20 protein-coding genes are annotated in these 21160 nt (G+C 69.4%); 12 read left to right on the plus strand and 8 right to left on the minus strand.

All coding sequences use genetic code 11. From position 1 onward, the window contains the following. The first annotated feature begins 17 nt into the window (after positions 1-17). Both ACQEU6_RS25700 and ACQEU6_RS25705 read left to right on the plus strand, forming a co-directional pair. On the plus strand, positions 18-1454 hold the full coding sequence (locus tag ACQEU6_RS25700) for a pyridoxal phosphate-dependent decarboxylase family protein (protein WP_499335585.1): 1437 nt from the start codon (positions 18-20) through the stop codon (positions 1452-1454). A gap of 122 nt (positions 1455-1576) precedes the next feature. After that, positions 1577-3304, plus strand: a complete 1728-nt coding sequence (locus ACQEU6_RS25705; RefSeq protein WP_499335586.1) for a BCCT family transporter — start codon at positions 1577-1579, stop codon at positions 3302-3304. Between the two features lie 9 nt (positions 3305-3313). Here ACQEU6_RS25705 and ACQEU6_RS25710 read toward each other — a convergent pair whose 3' ends face one another. Together ACQEU6_RS25710 and ACQEU6_RS25715 are read right to left on the minus strand one after the other, a co-directional pair. Next, positions 3314-4138 (minus strand): oxygenase MpaB family protein, encoded by an 825-nt coding sequence (locus ACQEU6_RS25710; RefSeq protein ID WP_499335587.1) that lies wholly within the window; start codon positions 4136-4138, stop codon positions 3314-3316. Between the two features lie 187 nt (positions 4139-4325). Continuing rightward, positions 4326-5057 (minus strand): isocitrate lyase/PEP mutase family protein, encoded by a 732-nt coding sequence (locus tag ACQEU6_RS25715; protein ID WP_499335588.1) that lies wholly within the window; start codon positions 5055-5057, stop codon positions 4326-4328. A gap of 136 nt (positions 5058-5193) precedes the next feature. Here ACQEU6_RS25715 and ACQEU6_RS25720 point away from each other — a divergent pair, with 136 nt between their 5' ends. From ACQEU6_RS25720 to ACQEU6_RS25735, 4 genes are all read left to right on the plus strand, one after another. Then, complete coding sequence (locus ACQEU6_RS25720; protein WP_499335589.1) at positions 5194-6222, plus strand: alpha/beta hydrolase; 1029 nt, start codon at positions 5194-5196, stop codon at positions 6220-6222. A 332-nt stretch (positions 6223-6554) separates the two neighbouring features. Then, on the plus strand, positions 6555-8966 hold the full coding sequence (locus ACQEU6_RS25725; protein ID WP_499335590.1) for a M4 family metallopeptidase: 2412 nt from the start codon (positions 6555-6557) through the stop codon (positions 8964-8966). A gap of 83 nt (positions 8967-9049) precedes the next feature. Beyond that, a complete protein-coding gene (locus ACQEU6_RS25730; RefSeq protein ID WP_499335591.1) occupies positions 9050-10558 on the plus strand; it encodes a M28 family peptidase in 1509 nt (502 codons plus the stop codon). Between the two features lie 655 nt (positions 10559-11213). Further along, on the plus strand, positions 11214-12353 hold the full coding sequence (locus ACQEU6_RS25735) for a site-specific integrase (RefSeq protein WP_499333743.1): 1140 nt from the start codon (positions 11214-11216) through the stop codon (positions 12351-12353). Between the two features lie 958 nt (positions 12354-13311). Here ACQEU6_RS25735 and ACQEU6_RS25740 read toward each other — a convergent pair. Continuing rightward, positions 13312-13506, minus strand: a complete 195-nt coding sequence (locus tag ACQEU6_RS25740) for a DUF397 domain-containing protein (protein ID WP_499335592.1) — start codon at positions 13504-13506, stop codon at positions 13312-13314. Beyond that, positions 13494-14273 (minus strand): helix-turn-helix domain-containing protein, encoded by a 780-nt coding sequence (locus ACQEU6_RS25745; protein WP_499335593.1) that lies wholly within the window; start codon positions 14271-14273, stop codon positions 13494-13496. Before ACQEU6_RS25745 ends, ACQEU6_RS25740 begins: the two co-directional genes overlap by 13 nt. 98 nt (positions 14274-14371) lie before the next feature. Between ACQEU6_RS25745 and ACQEU6_RS25750 the strand changes: the two genes are divergently transcribed. From ACQEU6_RS25750 to ACQEU6_RS25770, 5 genes are all read left to right on the plus strand, one after another. After that, complete coding sequence (locus ACQEU6_RS25750) at positions 14372-14785, plus strand: ATP-binding protein (protein WP_499335594.1); 414 nt, start codon at positions 14372-14374, stop codon at positions 14783-14785. Then, positions 14782-15000, plus strand: coding sequence for a hypothetical protein (locus tag ACQEU6_RS25755; RefSeq protein ID WP_499335595.1), 219 nt, complete (start codon positions 14782-14784; stop codon positions 14998-15000). Before ACQEU6_RS25750 ends, ACQEU6_RS25755 begins: the two co-directional genes overlap by 4 nt. Positions 15001-15144: 144 nt before the next feature. Further along, positions 15145-15804 (plus strand): RNA polymerase sigma factor, encoded by a 660-nt coding sequence (locus tag ACQEU6_RS25760; protein ID WP_499335596.1) that lies wholly within the window; start codon positions 15145-15147, stop codon positions 15802-15804. Positions 15805-15836: 32 nt separating this feature from the next. Beyond that, entirely contained in the window at positions 15837-16157 is a 321-nt protein-coding gene (locus ACQEU6_RS25765) for a hypothetical protein (RefSeq protein ID WP_499335597.1), read from the plus strand. Between the two features lie 292 nt (positions 16158-16449). Next, on the plus strand, positions 16450-16662 hold the full coding sequence (locus tag ACQEU6_RS25770; RefSeq protein WP_179844599.1) for a DUF2277 domain-containing protein: 213 nt from the start codon (positions 16450-16452) through the stop codon (positions 16660-16662). Here the strand turns inward: ACQEU6_RS25770 and ACQEU6_RS25775 are convergent. Together ACQEU6_RS25775 and ACQEU6_RS25780 are read right to left on the minus strand one after the other, a co-directional pair. After that, the gene (locus ACQEU6_RS25775) at positions 16659-17681 is read right to left on the minus strand and encodes an aspartate-semialdehyde dehydrogenase (RefSeq protein WP_499335598.1); all 1023 of its coding nucleotides are present in this window, start codon (positions 17679-17681) and stop codon (positions 16659-16661) included. The two genes, ACQEU6_RS25770 and ACQEU6_RS25775, sit on opposite strands and share 4 nt — an antisense overlap. Positions 17682-17778: 97 nt before the next feature. Further along, complete coding sequence (locus tag ACQEU6_RS25780; protein WP_499335599.1) at positions 17779-18930, minus strand: acyl-CoA dehydrogenase family protein; 1152 nt, start codon at positions 18928-18930, stop codon at positions 17779-17781. A 137-nt stretch (positions 18931-19067) separates the two neighbouring features. Here ACQEU6_RS25780 and ACQEU6_RS25785 point away from each other — a divergent pair, with 137 nt between their 5' ends. Further along, positions 19068-19382: a PspC domain-containing protein gene (locus ACQEU6_RS25785; RefSeq protein WP_499335600.1), complete on the plus strand. Its 315-nt coding sequence runs from the start codon at positions 19068-19070 to the stop codon at positions 19380-19382. Here ACQEU6_RS25785 and ACQEU6_RS25790 read toward each other — a convergent pair. Beyond that, positions 19379-20707 (minus strand): MFS transporter, encoded by a 1329-nt coding sequence (locus ACQEU6_RS25790; protein ID WP_499335601.1) that lies wholly within the window; start codon positions 20705-20707, stop codon positions 19379-19381. The two genes, ACQEU6_RS25785 and ACQEU6_RS25790, sit on opposite strands and share 4 nt — an antisense overlap. 95 nt (positions 20708-20802) lie before the next feature. Next, positions 20803-21153, minus strand: a complete 351-nt coding sequence (locus ACQEU6_RS25795; protein WP_499335602.1) for a metallopeptidase family protein — start codon at positions 21151-21153, stop codon at positions 20803-20805. Between the last annotated feature and the right edge of the window lie 7 nt (positions 21154-21160).

Below are 21160 nucleotides of genomic sequence, written 5' to 3' on the forward strand. Positions count from 1 at the left end.
GGGGTCCGGTGCGCACCATGCTCGGACGCATGGACCACTTCCCCTCTGGACGAGCCTCCTTCGACCCGCCCGCGGAGGCGGCCGAGCGCGTGTGGCGGCAGGTCGTCGACCTGATGCGGGACGAGCGCGAGCGGATCGCCGGGCGGGACGTGAGCGCGCCCGTGGACGTGGACGAGCTGCGAGCGGCGATCGGCGCGTACGACTTCGCCCGTCCCGTCGCGCCCGGCGAGGTGGTCGACGGGGTCGCGGAGCTGCTGCGGGCGACCACCGTCCACACCACGCATCCCCGCTACTTCGGGCTGTTCAACCCGACCCCGACCCTGATGGGCGTGGTCGGCGAGACGCTCGCGGCGGCGTTCAACCCGCAGCTGGCCGCGTGGTCGCACGCGCCCGCCGCCGCGGAGATCGAGGCGCACCTGCTGCGCTTCCTCGGCGGGCGGCTCGGCTACCCGCCGGAACGGTCCGCCGGGTCGTTCACGAGCGGAGGCGCCGAGGCGAACTCGACGGCCGTGCTCCTGGCGCTGACCAGAACCTGGCCCGAGTACGGCGAGAAGGGGCTGCGGGCGCTGCCCGGCCGCCCGGTCCTGTACGCGTCGGCCGAGAGCCACCTGGCCTGGCTGAAGATCGCACACGCCACCGGCATCGGGCGGGAGGCCGTGCGCCTCGTCCGGGCCGGGCCCGGGCTGCGGATGGAGGCCGGGCGGCTGGCCGGGCTGGTCGCCGCCGACCGCGCGCGCGGCGACCTGCCGTTCCTCGTCGTCGCGACGGCCGGGACCACCGGCGCCGGGGCGATCGACCCGCTGCACGACCTGGCCGACCTCTGCGCCGAGCAGGGCCTCCGCCTGCACGTGGACGCCGCCTACGGCGGCGCCGCGGCCCTGTCGGACCGGCTGCGGCCCGTCCTTCACGGCATCGGGCGCGCCGACTCGGTCACGCTCGACGCGCACAAGTGGCTGAGCGTCCCGATGGGCGCGGGCGCGCTGCTCACCACCGACGCCGAGGGCCTCGCCGAGACCTTCCGGGTCACCACGTCCTACATGCCGGACGAGATCCAGGGCACCGTCGAGCCCTACACCTCGGGCCAGCAGTGGTCGCGCCGGTTCATGGGCCTCAAGCTGTTCCTCAGCCTCGCCGTCGCGGGCCGCGGGGGCTACGCCGAGCAACTCGAACGCGACGCCGGCCTCGCGGACGCGCTGCGCGGCCGCCTCGCCGCGACGGGCTGGGAGATCGTCAACGACACCCCGCTCCCCGTCGTGTGCTTCGCCGACCCCGGCGACGCGACCTGGGAGCGCCACGACGCGCTCGCCCGCGCGGTGGTGGGGAGCGGGCGCGCGTGGATCAGCCCCGTCCGGCTGGACGGGCGCGCGGCCCTGCGCGCCTGCGTCATCAGCCACCGCACCGCGCTCGCGGACGTCGAGGACCTCGTCGACGCGGTGAACAAGGCGCGCAGGTGAACAAGGCGCGCAGGTGACGGTCCGCCCGTCCGGCCGCGCTTCCGGTTCCCGGATCCGGGGAACTCCGCGTACGCATCGCTTCGCTGCGTAACCGGGTGAACTTCTGGGCAGGACACCGGGCTATGGAGAGGATCGAGCCCGAGCCCGGCGAGCGGGACGAGTACCCCGGCACCGAGCCCGCGAGCCTCGTGAAGCGCCCCCGCACCGACTGGATCGTCTACGGCGTCGCGGCCGTGCTGTCGGCCTCGTTCGTGATCTGGGGAGGGGCCGACACCGGCGGCCTCAGTTCGGTCGCGGACGCGACGCTGAACTGGCTGCTGACCAACCTCGGCTGGCTGTTCGTCCTCGCCGCCACCGGCTTCGTGATCTCCTCGCTGTGGCTGGCGTTCAGCCGGTACGGCCGCATCCCCCTCGGCCAGGAGGGGGACGAGCCGGAGTTCCGCACCGTCTCGTGGGTCGCGATGATGTTCAGCGCGGGCATGGGCATCGGGCTGATGTTCTTCGGCGTGGCCGAGCCGCTCACGCACTTCGTCGAGCCGCCGCCCGGCACGGACCCGGCGCGGAGCGAGGCCGCGATCGAGACGGCCATGGCGACCACGCTGTTCCACTGGACGCTGCACCCGTGGTCGATCTACGCCGTGCTCGGCCTGGCGATCGGGTACAGCCACTACCGCCGGGGGCGCAGCCAGCTGATCAGCTCGGCGTTCGTCCCGCTGCTCGGCGCCCGCCGCGCCGCCGGCCCCGCGGGCAGGGTCATCGACATCCTCGCGCTGTTCGCCACCCTGTTCGGCTCGGCCGCCTCGCTCGGCCTCGGCGCGCTGCAGATCCGGACCGGGATGCAGGAGGCGGGCTGGATCTCCTCGCTCGGGACCACCGTCCTCGTGCTGATCATCGTGGTGCTGACCGTCTGCTTCGTGGTGTCGGCGGTGTCGGGCGTCGCGCGCGGCATCCAGTGGCTGTCCAACATCAACATGGTGCTGGCCGTGGTGCTCGCGGTCTTCGTGTTCGTCGTCGGCCCGACCGTGTTCATCCTGGAACTGCTGCCCACCTCGCTCGGCGTCTACGTCCAGGACTTCGGGCAGATGGCGTCCCGGTCCGGCGCGACGGGCGGCGAGCCGATGAAGGTGTTCCTGTCCAACTGGACGATCTTCTACTGGGCCTGGTGGATCTCCTGGGCGCCGTTCGTCGGGATGTTCCTGGCCCGGATCAGCCGCGGCCGCACCATCCGGCAGTTCGTCGGCGGCGTGATCCTCGTCCCGAGCGCGGTCAGCGCGGTCTGGTTCGCGATCTTCGGCGGGACGGCCATCGAGCAGCAGCGCAGGGGCCTGAACCCGTTCGGGAACGGCACCGAGGAGCAGATCACCTTCAACGTCCTCGGCCACCTGCCGTGGGTGTCGGTGACCGCGGTCGTCGTCATGGTGCTCGTGGCGATCTTCTTCGTGTCCGGCGCGGACGCGGCGTCGATCGTCATGGGCACGCTGTCGCAGCGCGGCTCGACCTCCCCGTCCCGCTGGGTGGTGATCTTCTGGGGCGCGATGACCGGCGGGGTCGCCGCGGTCATGCTGGTGATCGGCGGGGACGAGGCCCTCAACGGCATCCAGAACATCACGTTCATCGGAGCGCTGCCGTTCGCGATCGTGCTGATCCTGCTGTGCGCCGCGCTGGCGAAGGACGTGCGCTCCGACCCGATGATGCGGCGCCAGCACAAGGGCGCCGAGGTGCTGGAGGACGCGGTCATCGCCGGCGTCACCCACCACCGGGGCGAGTTCGAACTCCAGATCAAGCCGTCCGAGCGGGAGGGCGGCGCAGGGGACGCCGCCGGAGACGCCGCCGGGGGCCCGACCCGCTGAGGGACGCGGTCACACGATCGGCCGTCCGGTCCTGATGCGGCGGCGGACGTCGCGCAGGTAGAGGTTGAAGGGGAACTCGCGGGCCGGGCGAGGCAGGGCGCGGTTGCCCGCCGCCAGCACGCGGACGAACCGGTCGAAGCGCGCCTGGTCGCGGGGCGTCCACGGGAGGCCGAGCTCGTCGCGGAACGGCTGCGGCAGGAAGCCGAGCGTCAGGAAGCGGTGGAACCGGCCGAGCGCCAGGTGGACGGGCGCGGGCAGGAAGCGCATCTCGGCGAGGTCGCGCAGGTAGCCGCGGGTGACGTCGTCCATCTCGATCCTCTCCAGGCCCGCCCGCCAGTAGTCCTCGAAGGCGTCCCGGTCCGGCGGCCACATGTCCGGGGTGACCTGGAGGGTGGTGCCGAAGCGGGCGCCGTGCCGGTACAGGTCGGCGGCCTGGTCCCGCGACGGCCTCCCGTACAGCATCGTGTAGATCATCTCGATGCCGACGTAGAGGCACGCGGCGACCCACAGCTGCAGCTCGCCGTCGAAGGCGTTGTAGGCGACGGGCTCCTTCGCGCGGACGTGGCGGTGCGCGCGGTTCACCTCGCGGCGCATCGCCTCGCGCTCGTCCTCGGTGCCGAGCATGGCGACGGCGATGTAGCTGAGTGTGGTCCGGGCCCGCTTGAGCGGGTGCCTGTCGACGCGGCCGCTGTCGACCGTGCTCTCCGCGACGCCGTGCCCGATCGGCAGGCGGGAGAGCTGCATGACGACGTTGGACGCGGCGGCGGCCAGGGCCACCCCGCTGATCGAGTCCAGGACGACCTTCGGCGGCGTCTCCCCAGCGGTCGCGGTCATGCCGGCCCCACCTCCGCGCGGGCTCGCGCCCGCGCCCACGATTGATACAACGAGTCGAATGTCGTCTCACTGTGCCATCGTAAGCACGCACTTGCAAGGCGTCCGCGGGGAGAGCGACCTCACACGCGGCCCGCACGGAGGCCGGGGTCAGGCGACCCCGTCACGCGTCAGGCGACCCGGTCACGCGTCACGCATAGGGGTTCTCCTTCGCCAGGACACGCCCCGCGAACTCCTTCAGGGAGTCCAGGGCGCGCAGGTACGGCATCGGACCATAGGAGACACGCGCGACGCCCGCCTCCGCCAGCTCCGCCAGCGACGTTCCCGGGAAGTTGTTGGCGTTGACCGGGCCCGGGATCCCCTTGACCAGGGCGGGGACCGCGTCCGGCGGCGCCGCGATCGGATACACGCAGTCGGCCCCGGCCTCCAGGTACAGCCGTCCCCGCGCGATCGCGCCCTCGACCGGGTCCGGGACCCTGGCGACGAACGTGTCGGCGCGGGCGTTGATCACCAGGGCGTCCCCGGCCGCCTCCCGGACGGCCGCGAGGTACCTCGCCTGGGCCTCCGGCTCGGCCAGCTCCCCGGCGTAGGTGTCCTCCAGGTTGCAGCCCGCCGCACCGATGGCCAGCAGCCGCTCGACCAGCTCCTCCGGCCGGAGCCCGTACCCGGCCTCGGCGTCCACGGTGACGGGGACGGTCGCCGCGCGGATCACGCGCCCCGCCGCGGCGAGCATCTCCTCCGCCGGCGCGCCCTCGTGGTCGGGGTAGCCGAGCATGGCGGACACCGCGGCGCTCGCGGTGGCGAGGGCCGGGAACCCGGCCTCCTGGACGATCTTCGCGCTCCCCGCGTCCCAGACGTTGGGCAGCAGCAGCGGGTCACCGGGACGGTGCAGGTCCCTCAGGAGCGCGGCGTTGTCGGTCATATCTGTCTCCTTCCGTCGTAAGAGGAACGGAGAACACGGCCGCGGTGTGACACCCGCCCGGCGGCGGAACCGTCCCGCCGTCCCGGCCATGGGTTAGCGTCGAGGTGATCACCCGCCTGCGACGAGGGAGTACGCGATGCAGCCGTGGTCCGCCGATCTCGCCGGACGCCTCGAAGAACACGTCGTCGGCAGCGAGCTGCTGCGCGGCAACCCGCTGGACGACCCGCACGAGCGGCCGGTACTGGTGTACGTACCGCCCGGCTACGACGACGAACCGGACCGCCGCTACCCCAGCGTCTACGTGATCACGGGGTTCACCGGGCACGTCGGGATCTGGCGCAACCGGATGCCCTACCGGCAGCCGTTCCCCGAGACGGCCGACGCGGTGTTCGCCTCCGGGGAGGCCCCGCCCGCGATCGTGGTGTTCGTGGACGCCTGGACCGCGCACGGCGGCAGCCAGTTCGTCGACTCCCCCGGCACGGGCCGCTACCACTCCTACATCTGCGACGAGGTCGTCCCGTGGGTGGACGGCCGCTACCGGACGCTCGACGCGCCCGTGCACCGGGCGATCAGCGGCAAGTCCAGCGGCGGCTACGGTGCGATGATCACGCCGATGCTCCGCCCCGACCTGTTCGGCGCGCTCGCCACGCACGCGGGCGACGCCCTGTTCGAGTACTGCTACCTGACCGAGTTCCCCAAGTGCGTCCGGCACCTGCGCAAGTACGACGGCGACATCGGGCGCTGGTGGGACGACTTCAGGAGCCGCACCTCCTTCACCAAGCCCGAGGACATGGAGCTGCTCAACATCCTCGGCATGGCCCTGTGCTACTCCGCGCGCGAGGACGGCACGGCCGACCTCCCGTTCGACCCGGTCACCGGCGTGCTGCGGCCGGAGGTGTGGGACCGCTGGCTCGCCTGGGACCCCGTGCGGATGGTGCCGGGGCACGCCGAGGCGATGCGCTCGCAGCGGGCGATCTGGATCGACGGCGGCACGCGCGACGAGTGGTACCTCGACATCGGCGCGCAGGCGTTCCAGCGGGCCCTGCTCGACGCGGGCGTCGCCGAAGACGTGATCCACTTCGAGCTGTTCGACGCGGGCCACGGCGGCATCGACTACCGCTACCCCCTGGCGCTCTCCTGGCTCTGCCACCGCATCGCCCCCTGACCCCGCCGGGCGGGCCGGGCGCCTCAACGCGCGCGCCGCCTCCGCGGTTCCCTGCCGGACGGGCCGGGCCGACCTTCCGGCCCGGCCCGTCCGCGCTGCTCTCCCACGGAATTCCATGGGTTTCAGGGAGACGTTCCACAGAATTGAAAATCCAGAACTAAATGGATTTATTGACACCTTTCTCGAACCAGGGTGCACTTCGGGTCAGCTCATCCGGATGAGTCCCCCATCCCAACCCCCCGCCGGGCGGGCGGCGGTTCCTGGAGCGCTCTGACAAGGGCCTCCACGTGCCCACCCCCTCCGCCCGCCCGGCACGTGGAAGGAGCACCCCCGTGAGACACCAGACCGCGATCGGGGCGGCGGCCTTGTCCGTCGGCCTCGCCGTGGCGATGTCCTCGCCCGCCTCAGGTGCGACACCCCGCACCGCCCCCGCGGCGCCGGCCGGGCCGGACCCCCGCACCGTCGCCGCCGCCTCGGCCGACCGCCTGGTCGCGGCGAAGCCCGCCGCGTTCAAGACGGCCCCCAAGGACAGGATCGTCCGGCGCGGCGTCACCTCGGGCCTGCGCGGCCTCCAGTACGTGGCCTACGAGCGCACCTACGACGGCCTGCCCGTCTACGGCGGCGACTTCGTCGTCACCACCAACGCGAGCGGCGGCGTCCTGAGCACCTCCGTGGACCAGACCCGCACGCTCGACGTGGGGACCAGGGCGTCGATCGGCGCGGCGCAGGCCGCCACGACCTCGCGCGCCCGCGTGTCCAAGGTCGAGACCGCCTCCACGCCCCGCCTGATGGTGCTCGCCGAGGGATCGGGACGCCTCGTCTACGAGACCGTCGTGAGCGGCACCCGGAAGAAGGCGCCGACGAAGCTGCACGTGTTCGTCGACGCCGGGACCGGCAAGGTCGTCAAGACCTATGACGAGGTCCGGGACGCGGCCGACGACCGCAGCTACTACCACGGCACCGTCGACCTCAGCACCGCCGCCACGTCCATGACCGACCCGCAGCGCTCCGGCGTCCGGTGCGGCGGCCAGAACGGCTCCGCCTACACCGGCACCGACAGCGCCTGGGGCAGCGGCAGCGGCACCGACCTGGAGACCGCCTGCGTCGACGCCCTCTACGCGGTCCAGAAGGAATGGGACATGCTGGGCTCCTGGCTCGGCCGCAACGGCATCAACGGCAGCGGCGGCGGCTTCCCGCTCCGCGTCGGCCTGAACGACGTCAACGCCTACTGGAACGGCAGCTACACCAACTTCGGCCACAACCAGGCCGGCACCAAGCAGGCCACCTCCGTCGACGTCGTCGGCCACGAGAACGGCCACGCGGTCTTCACCACCACGCCCGGCGGCGACAGCGGCGGGAACGGCAACGAGAAGGGGGGCATGAACGAGTCGGCCGGCGACATCTTCGGCACGCTCACCGAGCACTACATGAACGAGCCCTCCACCTACGACCCGCCCGACTACCTGGTCGGCGAGGAGGTCGACCTGGTCGGCCAGGGCCCGATCCGCAACATGTACAACCCGTCCGCGCTGGGCGACCCGAACTGCTACTCGTCCTCGATCCCGAGCACCGAGGTGCACGCGGCGGCCGGCCCGCAGAACCACTGGTTCTACCTGCTGGCCGAGGGCTCGAACCCGAGCAACGGCAACCCGGCCAGCCCGACCTGCAACAGCTCCACCATCACCGGCATCGGCGTCCAGAAGGCCGGCCAGATCTTCATGGGCGGCCTGAGCCGCAAGGTGACGAGCTGGAGCCACGCCCGCGCCCGCGTCGAGACGGTCAACGCGGCCCTGCAGCTGTTCCCCGGCTCGGCCACCGAGTGCAACGCGGTGAAGGCGGCGTGGAGCGCGGTCAGCGTCCCCGCGCAGAGCGGCGAGGCGGCCTGCGGCGCCCAGCAGAACGACTTCTCGGTCACGCTGAACCCCGGCTCGGGCAGCGCCCAGGCGGGCGGGACGGCGACCGCCACGGTCGCCACCCAGACCACCGGCGGCACCGCCCAGCAGGTCTCGCTGTCGGCGACGAGCAGCCCGTCCGGCCCGACCGCGACGTTCTCCCCGGCCACGATCACCTCGGGCCAGTCGTCCACGATGACGGTCACCGTCCCGGCCGGGACCGCTGACGGCACCTACCGGCTGACCGTCCTCGCCGACGGCGCGTCCGTCGACCGCACGGCCATCTACACGCTGACCGTCGGGCAGGGCCAGCCCGGCTCCGTCTACTCCGACGACTTCGAGTCCGGAACAGGCTGGACGACCAACCCGAACGGCACCGACACCGCCACCGCGGGCCGCTGGGAGCGCGGCACCCCGCAGCCGACCGGCTACTCCGGCACCAACCTGCAGCTCGCCGCCGCGGGCGGCAGCGGCGCCCTCGTGACGGGCGCGGCCGCCGGAACCGACGCCGGGACCTACGACCTCGACGGCGGCGTCAGCAGCGTCCAGTCCCCGGCGATCAGCCTGCCGAGCGGCACCCTCTCGCTGAGGTTCTCCTGGAACTTCGCCTACCTCAACAACAGCTCGACCGACGACTACCTGCGCGTCCGCGTCGTCGGCGCGAACGGGTCGAGCACCGTGCTGAACCAGAGCGGCGCCGCGGCCAACAAGGCCGGGGCGTGGCAGACGGCGACGTACGACCTGTCGGCCTACGCCGGCCAGTCCGTCCGCATCCTCGTCGAAGCGGCCGACAACGGCACCGGCAGCCTCGTCGAGGCCGGCATCGACAACGTCGCCGTCACCAAGGCCTGACCGCCCCCCGCCCGCGGCCCGTGACGGGGCCCGCTCCCCCGTCGCGGGCCGCGCCCTACCTGGAGGAACGCATGAGATCGCGCATGATCGCGACCTTGGGCGCGGCGGCCCTCGCGGCGTCGGCCCTGCTCGCCCCGTCCGGCGCCGCGGCCGCGCCCGCCGCACTGGCCGCACCCGACGTCTCGCTCGCGGGCGTCAAGGCGCACCTGTCGCAGCTGCAGAGCATCGCCACCGCCAACGGCGGCAACCGCGCCCACGGCCGCACCGGCTTCCGCGCCTCGATCGACTACGTGAAGGGCAAGCTGGACGCCGCCGGCTACCAGACCAGCGTCCAGTCGTTCACCTACAACGGCTCCACCGGCTACAACCTCATCGCCGACTGGCCGGGCGGCGACACGGGCAACGTCCTGATGACCGGCGCGCACCTCGACAGCGTCACCGCCGGCCCCGGCATCAACGACAACGGCTCCGGCTCCGCCGCGAACCTGGAGATCGCCCTCACCATCGCCCGCGAGAAGTACGCGCCCAAGCGGCACCTGCGGTTCGGCTGGTGGGGCGCCGAGGAGCTCGGCCTCGTCGGCTCGACCAACTACGTCAACAACCTCGCCTCCACCGAGCGGTCGAAGATCAAGAGCTATCTGAACTTCGACATGGTCGGCTCCCCCAACCCCGGCTACTTCGCCTACGACGGCGACGGCTCCAGCGGCAGCGGCGGCCCCGCCGGATCCGCCGAGATCGAGCAGACGCTCCGCGCCTACTTCCAGACGATCAACGTGCCCGTCCAGGACACCGCGTTCGACGGCCGCTCCGACTACGGTCCGTTCATCCGGTACGGGATCGCCGCCGGCGGCCTGTTCACCGGCGCCGAGGGACGCAAGACCACCCAGCAGGCGCAGCTGTGGGGCGGGCAGGCCGGCGTCGCGTTCGACCGCTGCTACCACTCGTCCTGCGACACCACGTCGAACATCGACGACACCGCGCTGGACCGCAACTCCGACGCCATCGCCCACGCCGTCTGGACGCTCGGCGGCGACGGCGGCACCACCGAACCGCCCGGCGACACCGTCTTCACCGACGACCTCGAATCGGGCACCGGCTGGACCGCGAACCCGAACGGCACCGACACCGCCACCGCGGGCCGCTGGGAACGCGGCACCCCGCAGCCGACCGGCTACTCCGGCACCAACCTCCAACTCGCCGCCGCGGGCGGCAGCGGCGCCCTCGTGACGGGCGCGGCCGCCGGAACCGACGCCGGGACCAACGACCTCGACGGCGGCACCACCACCGTCCAGTCACCCGCGATCGCGCTGGCGGCCGGCTCGAAGACCCTGTCGTTCTCCTGGTACCTCGCCCACCTCAACAACAGCTCCACCGACGACTACCTGAGGGTGCGGGTCGTCGGGCCGAACGGCTCCACGACCGTCCTCGACCAGGCGGGCGCGGCGTCCAACCGCGCCGGCTCCTGGCAGACGCAGACCGCGGACGTCTCCGCCTACGCCGGCCAGACCGTCCGCATCGTCGCCGAAGCCGCCGACAACGGCGCCGGCAGCCTCGTCGAGGCCGCCCTGGACACCATCAAGATCACCAAGTAACCGCAGGCCGAGGGCCGCTTTCAGAGTTTTCCACGGCCCCGTTCACACCGTTGAAAATCCAGTGGCGGGTGGATGCGTTGACACCTCCCCACCCGCCGCGATCCACTCGTGAACAGCCCGCCCCCCACCCCAGGGCCGTTCACCGGCGACCGCACAGGACGATCTCGGCCCGCCCCGTGCACCGCACAACGACGGGGCCCGCCCCCCGCCCAAACCGCCCCCTCCAGCCCAGCCGGAGGGGGCGGTTTTTGGTCGCCCTCGAAGCCTCACCACCATCGCCAGTGACCCCATCCGTCACAGCAACCACGCCACAACCTCGATGGTTGCGATCGCGTCCGAAGGCAGGTTCGAGCGAAGCGAGAACCTGATCGCGCAGCGAGCCCCTGGGCGAGCCGGAGCGATGCCAGCGATCGCCCGCATTGCACGACGATGGAGGGCCGCCAAAGTGCGATCCTGTGTCTCCCCAGCTAGATCGGGGTTCACAACAGGATATGACCTCTAGGGAGCCATCCGGGGAGCCATGAGCACGGCTCCCCCGGGGCGGCCGGTTCGAACGGTCGTTCGGGGTCCTTGGGGGTCGGGGCGGGAAGGCCAGACGGTGCAACGTCTGGCCCTCCCTTCGCCCACCACTCGACAACGGCGAGAGGCGAGCGCAATGGCCAGCGTACTCATCAACGGCTACCGGGGCAGCATTTACCGGGAGGGCAAGGGGTGGACCGGGGTCCTGGACCTCGGCACCCGTCCGGACGGCAAGCGGAACCGCCCGAAGCGCAAGGGCCCGAGCAAGGCGGCCGTGACGGAAAAGCTCACGCGCCTTGCCGAGAATCTGGAAAAGGGAATCAAGCCGAAGCAAGACCAGACCGTCACGGCGATTGTCACGGCCTACATTGACGATCTGGCACGGCAGGGACGCGCCCCGAAGACCGTTGCAGGTCTGCGGTCGTTCCTCCGGAATCACATCGCGAAGATCGGCGCGCTGAAAGTCCGCGACGAACTCACCCCTACGCACGTGGCCGACTGGCTCGTGGACATCTCACAGAATCTCTCGTCCAAGACTATTGTGGGTGTGCATGGCCTGCTTTCCAGTGCCATTGACCGCGCGATGGTCCATGGTCTCGTTGACCGGAACGTGTCTCGGATGGTCGTCAACATCGAGGGCGAGAACGAGGGGCGCGAAAGCAAGAGTTTCAGCCCCGAGGACGTGCGCCGCATTCTCGCCTGTGCGAGCGCCGATATCCCCCGCGTGCGTTTCGGCGCGTACGTGATACTCGCTCTCACGAGCGGATTGCGCGGGGATGAGTTGGACGGCCTGAAATGGTACGGGCTCGATCTGGAGGCGGGGACGGTTTCGGTGGTGCGTGCCGACCGGCACCGGGGGAAGACGAAGACACGGCAATCGGTCCGGTCACTGGAATTGGCGGACATTGCCATTGCGGCTCTCAAGACGTGGCACGAGAGCCAGGCCAAGGAATTCGCCGAGTTCGGCGAGCAGGTCACCGAGGAAACGCCGGTGTTCACGCGGAAAGACGGTTCGGCGTACACGCAGCGGACGGCGCGGTATGAGTTCCGCAAGGTGTTGAAGGTGGCGGGAATTGCCGATCCGGACGCGTGGACGGTTCGGGAAACGCGCACGACTTTTGTGAGCGTCATGTCGCATAATGGCGTGCCTCGTGAGGTTATCGCGGATATCTGCGGTCACACGGTCCGGACGCTGGAAAAGCACTACCGCAAAGTGTTGCGGCCGGTGCACCGGCAAAGCGCCGATGTGATCAATAGCGTGTTCCGCGCCGCCTGACGGCGGACGCGCCAGAGAGCCCCTGACGGACGTCAGGGGCTCTTCTCGTGTTCCCGGGGGGCGTGCGGCCGTCTGCGTGGCTCTCAGTGCCGCACAGGGGGGCGTGTGTCCGGTCGGGGCCGTTGCTGCTGTAGGCGCACCGCAGTCGTGTGGCGCGGGTTGCCGTGCGGTGCGGGACCGAATTCAACAGTTCCCCGCAGCTAGAGAATTCCCCGGGTGAAAAGCCTTAGGGAAATGCGTTTCTGGCTTGGGGCCGAGATCTGGGAAATTCGGTGCGGGGAGATGGGCGGGGGGAATACGGTGGGGGAGGGGTTTTTCTGGCTTTTTCGCTCGGCTATCTCGGCGCTGACCTCGGGGCGAGCGAAGATCGGCCCGGGAAGTGGGAAGGCCGAAGGGGGCGCGAAGGGGGGCGATCGTAGAGAGAGATGATCGAGGGTTGCTGACAGGCGACGCGCTGACCTGCGCGAACTTGTCCCCTCGGCGTACCCCGAGAGTGACACGGAGGGGTCCGCCGAGGGAAATATGGCGGGGGCCGCCGAAGGGGAGGTCAGCACGGCCGGGGGTCGCGAATTGCCCTTACGGCCTACAACGGCAGAAGTGGGGGAGGGGCGAATTTGGGCGCGAGACGGGCGCGGCCGGGCGAGTCCCCTCCCCTTTGCGGGGAGGGGACCCGGCGAGCGAAGAGAGTACGGGGGCGGAGCCCCCGCCGAACGAAGAGAGTCCGGCAGGCAACGCCGACAGCCGCCCCCGCGACCTGCTGAAACTGCGCCGGTCGGAGCACCCCGAAAGGGACACCGAAGGGGACGACGGCGGGCATGGTGTTCTCGACGCCTGCAAAAAGAAGAATGTTCCCGGCGAATCGAGATCAATAACAGCCGGCCCGGACATTCTTCGTTTTATGGCAATAAGCAATTGATTTCCCCAAGCCTGTTTGACTCGGGGAAATCGCGACCAGTTCTTAGGTCAGATCGTACCGACCGCGTCGAATCTCCTCAAAGAGGTCCGCCATAACCACGGCGCTGAATTTGTGGAAAGGACCGTCCGGGTTCTTGCTATCGCGCGCCGCAACCGCGCTGGGAACACGCGCTAGTTCAACACAGTTCTCTCCATTCGCATTGCTTCGGGACGCCTTTCGCCACTCTATGCTTTCCATTGCTCTGCCATCCTCCGAATTAGATTGACTGATTCGCCCTGTCGTAGCGCATCGGACCGGTATCGATCGTAAATCTTCCTCAACATTGCGGTTTCGGTGGGCTGTTCGATGACTTCGCCACTGATTGCGCTGTCCGCGTAGGCAACTTCTCGTCCATCATCGAGAGTTGCCAACATGAACGGATTTCTGAACTTGGAACAGATTTCAGAGTCCATTGGAACGACCTGCACTATAACATTCTCTTGCGTGGCGCGCTCTGCAAGGTATTCAAGCTGAGAGGCCATCACCGCAGGACCGCCCACGTTCAGGCGTAGCACCGCTTCGCTCATTACTGCGACGAGTTGAGTGGAACCATTCAGGATTTCCTGGCGCTCTAGGCGTTCGTTCACATTGTGTTCCCCGGAGAGAACGGCCCCCATGTACTCGGGAGTTTGAAGAAGTCCACTCACAACGAATATTTCGAATGACCAGAGCGAGGACGCCTCCTTCTCTGCTGCCAGCCACTTGCCCTCCCATTCCGGAAGCGCCTCGCCATTCATCAAGTCGGTGACAATACGTTCGATTAAGGCCTGATCGAAGTCGAGAACCTTAGTGAGTTCCCGAATATATTCGGGCTTAATGGCTTGGCGTCCAGTTTCCCAGGCTGCCACGAGCGATTCACTTACGAGCACTGTCTCTGCGAGATTTGCCCGACTTAGCTTTCGCTTTTCGCGGGCACGGCGGATTTCCATACCAACGAACGTCTTAGCTGTCATACGAGAGGCCATGATCGTTCCGTAATCGTCCGTAATTCTGGGAGGGCGGTCTGTACTTGTGGGTCTGGCCGTGCTACCTGACGACAAGCCTAGTCGTCCCGCGTCAACCTGTGAACGGCAAAGTCCCAGGCAGCGCACAGGGAAGGGTGGCAGGGGTCGACATGATCGCTTTCAGACCGGATCTCGAAATGATCAGGACGGCGCGTGATCACGTCGCAAAGATCGCCGCCGACTGGCCTGTGAACGAACACGTCGTACGCGTGGTCGTCTCAGAGCTGGTCACCAACGCCGTCCTGCACGCGGGGACCGATGAGATACGCGTCGACGCCTACGCGGACGGTGACGTGTACGTGGTGGCCGTCTGGGACGCCGACGCGACCGCTCCGACGCTGCGGAGTCCCGAGGATGAATCGCTGGACGGCAGGGGGCTGCTGATCGTCGGCGAGATGGTCTCTCGATGGGGAACGCGCCACGACGGGCAGGAAGGCGGCAAAACCGTCTTCGCCGAATGGGCCGCGCGGTGACCCCCGAGCAGATCAGCGCCGACACCCTGTATCAGCGCGCCGTGGTGCGCGTGTACGGGCCGTGGCCGTCAATGGAGATTCTGGCGGACGAGGAACGCCGCCGCGCGGCGGGACGGATCCGGCACGCCCGCCTCATGTTGACACTGCGCAATGCGGAGCCGTGGCTTTCTCCCCCGGCAATGGTCAGGTTCAACCGATGCCGCACGCGTCGCTGAGCGTCGCACTTCCCAAGCCAATCCCCCATTCCGAGCAAGGCGGGCATAGTCCCGAAACGTGAGTACATAGAAAGCGCCCCCCAAGCACTGCCTTCCGGGGCACGGGCTACACAACAAACAGGAACCTCCCGGATCATGCGCGATATGGAACTTCGCCACGGCTACACCTACGGCAACTTGGAGGGGATCGCACGTAAAGCGTCACTTGATTCCAAGTGGCGTTACATCACTCTTGCAGAGCGCTATGACATCGCGTGGTCGGCCGTTACCGAAGCACTGTACTCCAGCGAAGACCCACCTTACGCGTACGATCTCATCCAGGCCGGAATGCGCGCTATCGCGCGTCACGTAGAAGAAGATGGTCAACTCCGAGGCGTTTACTACTACCAGCCCGGCAAGCCACGCATGCCGAGATTTGAAACCTACTGGTGGGATGCGGCAGGCCCGACACCATCCCCAGAGAACCGCATCATCGAACGGATCGCGACGCGACACATCTTCGAAAGACTCACCCCGGCCAATCAGCGGGTTCTGCTCGCCCTCGCCGATTACAACGACTACACACGGGCGGCCGAAGCACTCGGCATCAGCCGTAAGTCATTCATCACCTACGTCTGCCTTGCCCGGAAACAATTTCTTCGACTATGGCACGACGACGAGACACCTTCCCGCGTCTGGGGACGCGATCACAACTACACGAATAAAACACGTAGCAGAAGTATCACGGCCGTCACGATAAGAAGACGTCGAGCGCGACGCCTCAAGTCACCCGATGCGGACCGAACGAATGGGAAGAGCGAATAGTCCATCACGGCTAAGCGCTCGGAGGAAAGATAATGGGCCAGGACAAGAATAGAAATCGTTCCAAGCGCATGCCGGGCCCGGATGAGGCCAGTCAAGGAACCCAGGCAAAGGCGATGCATGGCGTCTTTCAAGACGCATTCGATCGATGGGCCGACGAACCGTCGATGGCAATCACGCTTGAAATGCCGCGCATCCTGACCTTGGCACTCGTCAGCGCAGTGCAAATCATGGTGCGCCAGGAGTCGTCATCCGAAATGCGGGAATGCATCATCGAAATGGGAAGAGGTGTGCAAAAGGAAATATGCGACGATCCGGCACTGTATTTGATAGTTGATTCTGGCTGGCCTCGTTAGCTCATCTTTCGACAGGCATTGGCATTCGGCTGGCACTAGCGCTTTAAGAACTCCCGCAGCCCCCCGCCCCGCCCGGTGCCAGGGCGGGGGGCTCCTGTCGCCCCTGTGGCTCCCAGGGAGCCGCAGGGGGAGCCAACCCCGCTATATCCGGTCAACTGGCCCCAGACTCCCCCTGACGCGCGACCGGAGTATCACCAGGTCACGGGCTATACGGCCGACTCTGCCAGACTCTGTGACCACGATGGTTGCGGGAGGGCCTCCAGGCCCGAAGGAGGAGTGCAATGCTGTAAGCATGTGCCGCAGTATCAAGACGCTTCGCCCGCCTTACTCCGACGACGTCACTGATGAGGACGTGCGGGCGGCGGCGCTCCAGTATGTGCGGAAGATCTCCGGGTTCCGGGCGCCCGCGTCGCATAACGCGGAGGCGTTCGACCGGGCCGTGGAGGAGATCGCGCGGAGCACCGCCGCCCTTCTCGAGACGCTGGAGGTGCGGGGGCGCCGTTAGGCCTCGGCGGCGACCAGCTCGGCGATCTGGACGGTGTTGAGCGCCGCGCCCTTGCGGAGGTTGTCGCCGGAGCAGAAGAGGGCGAGGCCGTTCTCGACGGTCTCGTCGCGGCGGATGCGGCCCACGTAGGTGGGATCCTGGCCGGCGGCCTGGAGCGGCGTCGGGACGTCCGCGAGGACGACGCCGGGCGCGCCCGCCAGCAGCTCGCTCGCGCGCTCGGGGCTCAGCGGGCGCTCGAAGCGGGCGTTGACCTGCAGCGAGTGTCCGGTGAAGACGGGGACGCGCACGCAGGTGCCCGACACCTTCAGGTCCGGGAGCTCCAGGATCTTGCGGCTCTCGTTGCGGAGCTTCTGCTCCTCGTCGGTCTCGGCGAGGCCGTCGTCGACGATCGAGCCCGCCATGGGCAGCACGTTGAACGCGATCGGGCGCACGTAGACCGACGGCTCGGGGAAGTCCACGGCGGTCCCGGAGTGGGTCAGCCGGTCGGCGCCCTGGACGGTCTTGGCCGCCTGGTCGTGCAGCTCGGCGACGCCGGCGAGGCCGCTGCCGGAGACGGCCTGGTAGGTGGAGACGACGAGGGCGGTCAGCCCGGCCTCGGCGTGCAGGGGGCGCAGCACCGGCATCGCGGCCATCGTGGTGCAGTTCGGGTTGGCGATGATGCCCTTGGGGCGCTGCGTCGCGGCGTGCGGGTTGACCTCCGCGACGACCAGCGGGACGTCCGGGTCCATCCGCCAGCCCGAGGAGTTGTCGATCACCACGGCGCCGGCGGCGGCGACCTTCGGGGCCAGCTCCTTGGACGTGGTCTTGCCCGCGGAGAACAGCACGATGTCGAGGCCGGCGTAGTCGGCGGCCGTCGCGTCCTCGACGGTGATCTCGGTGCCGTTCCACGGAAGCCTGCGGCCCGCGGAGCGCGCCGAGGCGAAGAGCCGCAGCTCGTCGACCGGAAATCCCCGTTCGGCCAGGATTTCGAGCATCTTGGCCCCGACCTGTCCGGTGGCCCCGACGATGCCGACTCTCATGCCGCTCCCTCGTGTAGATCACTCGACCGGGCGAGTCTGCCCAGGCCGGATGCAGGACGTCCAGTGAATAACCCTACGCGGAGGGTTCAAGCGATGCTCAACGGAAGGCGTCCAGCCCGGTGACGGCCTTCCCCAGGGTCAGCAGGTGAACCTCCTGCGTGCCCTCGTAGGTCAGGACGCTCTCCAGGTTGTTCATGTGCCGGATGACCGGGTATTCGAGCGTGATCCCGTTGGCGCCGAGGACGGTCCGGGCCTCGCGGGCGACGTCCAGCGCGGCGCGGACGTTCGCGAGCTTGCCGAACGAGACCTGCTGCGGGGTCACGCTCCCCTCGTCCTTGAGCCGCCCGATGTGCAGGGCGACGAGGCCCGCCTGGCCGAGGGCGACCTCCATCCAGGCGAGCTTCTCCTGGGTGAGCTGGAAGGACCCGATCGGCCTGCCGAACTGCTCGCGGGTCCTGGCGTAGCCGACGGCCGCCTCGTAGCAGGACCGCCCGGCCCCGACGGCGCCCCACAGGATCCCGTACCGGGCCTCCGAGAGGCAGCCGAGCGGTCCCTTCAGGCCCTTCACGCCGGGCAGCATCGCCGACTCCGGCAGCCGCACGCCGTCCAGCACCAGCTCGGAGGTGACCGACGCCCGCAGCGACAGCTTCCGGTGGATGTCGCGCGTCGTGAACCCCGGAGCGCCCGCGGGGACGAGGAAGCCGCGGATCCCGTCGCCGGTCCGCGCCCACACCACCGCGACGTCCGCGACCGACCCGTTGGTGATCCACATCTTGGCGCCGTCCAGCACCCAGTCGGCGCCGTCCCGGACGGCGCGGGTGAGCATGTCGCCGGGGTCGGAGCCGCGGTCGGGCTCGGTCAGCCCGAAGCAGCCGATCGCCTCCCCGGCGGCCATCCGCGGAAGCCACTCGTTCTTCTGCTCCTCCGAGCCGTACCTGTGGATCGCCGCCATCGCCAGCGAGCCCTGGACGGAGACGAAGCTGCGCAGCCCCGAGTCGGCCGCCTCCAGCTCCCGGCACGCCACCCCGTAGGCGACGGCGCTCGTCCCGGCGCAGCCGTAGCCCTCCAGGTGCATGCCGAGCAGGCCCAGCTTGCCCAGTTCGGGCGCCAGCTCGCGGGCGGGGAACGTCCCGTCCTCGAACCAGTCCGCCAGGTGCGGCGCCACCTTCTCCGCCGCGAAGGCGCGCACGGTGTCGCGGACCATCCGCTCCTCGCCGGTGAGCCGGTCGTCTACGCGCAGCACGTCCATGCGGGGTCTCCTCCGTCCGGGGCCGTCCGCGACGAGGGTACGTCGGGGCCGGACCCTGACCGGGCAGGGGGCCGATCAGGGATGAATCAGGGCGAATCCGGATGTCAGGGTTACCTTCGATTGGGCATGATCGAGGCATGGACATGGACAAGACCACGGGCAAGCAACTCCGCCGCACGCGCGAGGGACGCATGATCGCCGGAGTGTGCTCCGGCGCCGGCCGGTACCTCGGCGTCGACCCCAACCTCCTCCGGCTGGGCCTGGCCATCTTCACGATCTTCGGCGGCGCCGGCCTCGCGCTCTACGCGATCGCGTGGCTGCTCATCCCCGAGGAGGGGGCGCAGAAGTCGGTCGCCGAAGACCTGTTCAAGAAGGCGAGCGACTCGCCGACCGTCCAGGACGCGGTGCGCAAGACCAAGGACACGGTCAACAAGAACCGCACCCACGCCTAGGACGCCGGGAGGCCGGACAGTTCGTCGCCGCCCCCGGAGGACGGGGTGACGACCACGGGTCCGACGTGCTCGCGCGTCCCGGCGACGACGCCGCCGCGGACCTGGTTCCACCCCAGGGTCAGTATCGCGGCGGCCGACAGGCCGAGGACGCCGGCGAGCGCCACCACCGTCTCCGGCCCGAGGACCTGGGCCGCGGCGCCCCCGACCAGGATGCCGACGCCCTGCCCGGCGAGGATGCCGGACTGGGCGAGCCCGAACGCCTGCCCCCGTCCCGACGCCGGCACCGCGCCCACGAACGCGGTGTTGGCGGCGAGCTGGTAGGCGCCGCCGACGCCCGACAGCGCCCACAGCGCGACGACGCACCACAGCGGCGGATGGGCGCCCGCGCCGATCAGCGGCAGGCAGGCCAGCATCGACATCCACCCCATGACGTGCAGCCGGCTCGCGGGACGGACGAACCGGCTGAACAGCAGCGAGCCCACCACCATCCCCGCCGGCATCGCGGCCAGCAGGAGCCCGGCCGTCACCGCGCCGCCCCCGAACGTCGCCGCGTACGGGACGGCCAGGCCCTCGGGGATCACGTAGAACGCGCACAGCCACGCGAACAGGACCAGCGACCGCAGCACAGGATCGCCGAACACCAGCCGCACTCCGTCGCGCGTCCCGCGCCAGAGCCCGAGCGACCGGGGCTCCCGGCGCCGCTGCGCGGGCCGCCGCCGCAGCCCGCCGATCAGGACGACGGCGGACGCGCCGAACGTCAGCGCGTCCAGCCCGAGCGCCTCGTACGTCCCGACGACGGCGACGGCCGCGCCGCCCACGAGGAAGCCCAGCACCTGCGTGATCTGCTGGGTGACGTTCGCGATCGCCGACCCCGCCACATATCGGTCGCCCTCCAGCACGTCCGGCATGACGGCGGCGCGGGCGGCGGAGAACGGCGTCCCCAGCAGCACCGTCAGGAACACCAGCCCCGCGAGCGCCGCGACCGGCATCGGCACGAGCGCCATCACCGCCACCAGCCCGGCCCGCAGGACGTCGCAGACGACCATCACCGTCCGGCGCGGGAACAGGTCGGCCAGCCCGGACAGCACCGGCCCGCCCACGATCGGCGGGAGGTAGGTCAGCGCGTACATCAGCGCCGTGAGCAGCGTCGACCTGGTGTGGTCGTACACCAGCACGGCGAGCGCGACCTGCGCGAGCTGGTCGCCGACGAAGGACAGGGCCTGCGCGAGCCAGAGAGCGCGGAACTCGCCCACCGCGAAAACCTCGCGGTAGGTCGCCTGCTCATCCGGCGGTCGACGATGCCGGCCGGTCTGCCTTCCCGCCACGCACGCTCCAGTTCAGCCCGCCCGGTGCCGGGCGCCCTCCCCCATTAACTCACGCTGCGTGGCAGTCGCGTCACCTACAGTGCGCATTTCACTGATCAGTATCCGAGTTCGTGCAGCCGCGCGTCGTCGATCCCGAAGTGGTGCGCGATCTCGTGTACGACTGTTATCCGGACTTCTTCCACCACGTCCTCCGCGGTGTCGCAGATACGCAGGATCTCGTGGCGGTAGATCGAAATGTGATCGGGCAGGACGGCCCCGTACCAGTCGCCCCGCTCGGTGAGGGGGATGCCCTGGTACAGGCCGAGAAGGCCGCGCTCAGGCGCGTCGTCCTCCACGAGGATGACCACATTGCGCATGTGGGCGGTCAGTTCGGGCGGGACACTGTCGAGAGCCTCCGCCACGAGGTCCTCGAACGCCTCTCGCGACAACTCCATCACACCGATCATTCTGCTC

It is taken from the genome of Spirillospora sp. CA-108201 (assembly GCF_050936235.1).
Taxonomy (GTDB): domain Bacteria; phylum Actinomycetota; class Actinomycetes; order Streptosporangiales; family Streptosporangiaceae; genus Spirillospora.

Excerpts from the sequence above, each read along its gene's own strand:
- ACQEU6_RS25715 (WP_499335588.1), bottom strand. The coding sequence starts at position 5,057 with ATGACCGACAACGCCGCGCTCCTGAGGGACCTGCACCGTCCCGGTGAC.
- ACQEU6_RS25770 (WP_179844599.1), top strand. The coding sequence starts at position 16,450 with ATGTGCCGCAGTATCAAGACGCTTCGCCCGCCTTACTCCGACGACGTC.
- ACQEU6_RS25775 (WP_499335598.1), bottom strand. The coding sequence starts at position 17,681 with ATGAGAGTCGGCATCGTCGGGGCCACCGGACAGGTCGGGGCCAAGATG.
- ACQEU6_RS25780 (WP_499335599.1), bottom strand. The coding sequence starts at position 18,930 with ATGGACGTGCTGCGCGTAGACGACCGGCTCACCGGCGAGGAGCGGATG.
- ACQEU6_RS25705 (WP_499335586.1), top strand. The coding sequence starts at position 1,577 with ATGGAGAGGATCGAGCCCGAGCCCGGCGAGCGGGACGAGTACCCCGGC.
- ACQEU6_RS25730 (WP_499335591.1), top strand. The coding sequence starts at position 9,050 with ATGATCGCGACCTTGGGCGCGGCGGCCCTCGCGGCGTCGGCCCTGCTC.
- ACQEU6_RS25710 (WP_499335587.1), bottom strand. The coding sequence starts at position 4,138 with ATGACCGCGACCGCTGGGGAGACGCCGCCGAAGGTCGTCCTGGACTCG.
- ACQEU6_RS25740 (WP_499335592.1), bottom strand. The coding sequence starts at position 13,506 with ATGGAAAGCATAGAGTGGCGAAAGGCGTCCCGAAGCAATGCGAATGGA.
- ACQEU6_RS25785 (WP_499335600.1), top strand. The coding sequence starts at position 19,068 with ATGGACATGGACAAGACCACGGGCAAGCAACTCCGCCGCACGCGCGAG.
- ACQEU6_RS25735 (WP_499333743.1), top strand. The coding sequence starts at position 11,214 with ATGGCCAGCGTACTCATCAACGGCTACCGGGGCAGCATTTACCGGGAG.
- ACQEU6_RS25720 (WP_499335589.1), top strand. The coding sequence starts at position 5,194 with ATGCAGCCGTGGTCCGCCGATCTCGCCGGACGCCTCGAAGAACACGTC.
- ACQEU6_RS25745 (WP_499335593.1), bottom strand. The coding sequence starts at position 14,273 with ATGGCCTCTCGTATGACAGCTAAGACGTTCGTTGGTATGGAAATCCGC.
- ACQEU6_RS25760 (WP_499335596.1), top strand. The coding sequence starts at position 15,145 with ATGGAACTTCGCCACGGCTACACCTACGGCAACTTGGAGGGGATCGCA.
- ACQEU6_RS25765 (WP_499335597.1), top strand. The coding sequence starts at position 15,837 with ATGGGCCAGGACAAGAATAGAAATCGTTCCAAGCGCATGCCGGGCCCG.
- ACQEU6_RS25700 (WP_499335585.1), top strand. The coding sequence starts at position 18 with ATGCTCGGACGCATGGACCACTTCCCCTCTGGACGAGCCTCCTTCGAC.
- ACQEU6_RS25795 (WP_499335602.1), bottom strand. The coding sequence starts at position 21,153 with ATGATCGGTGTGATGGAGTTGTCGCGAGAGGCGTTCGAGGACCTCGTG.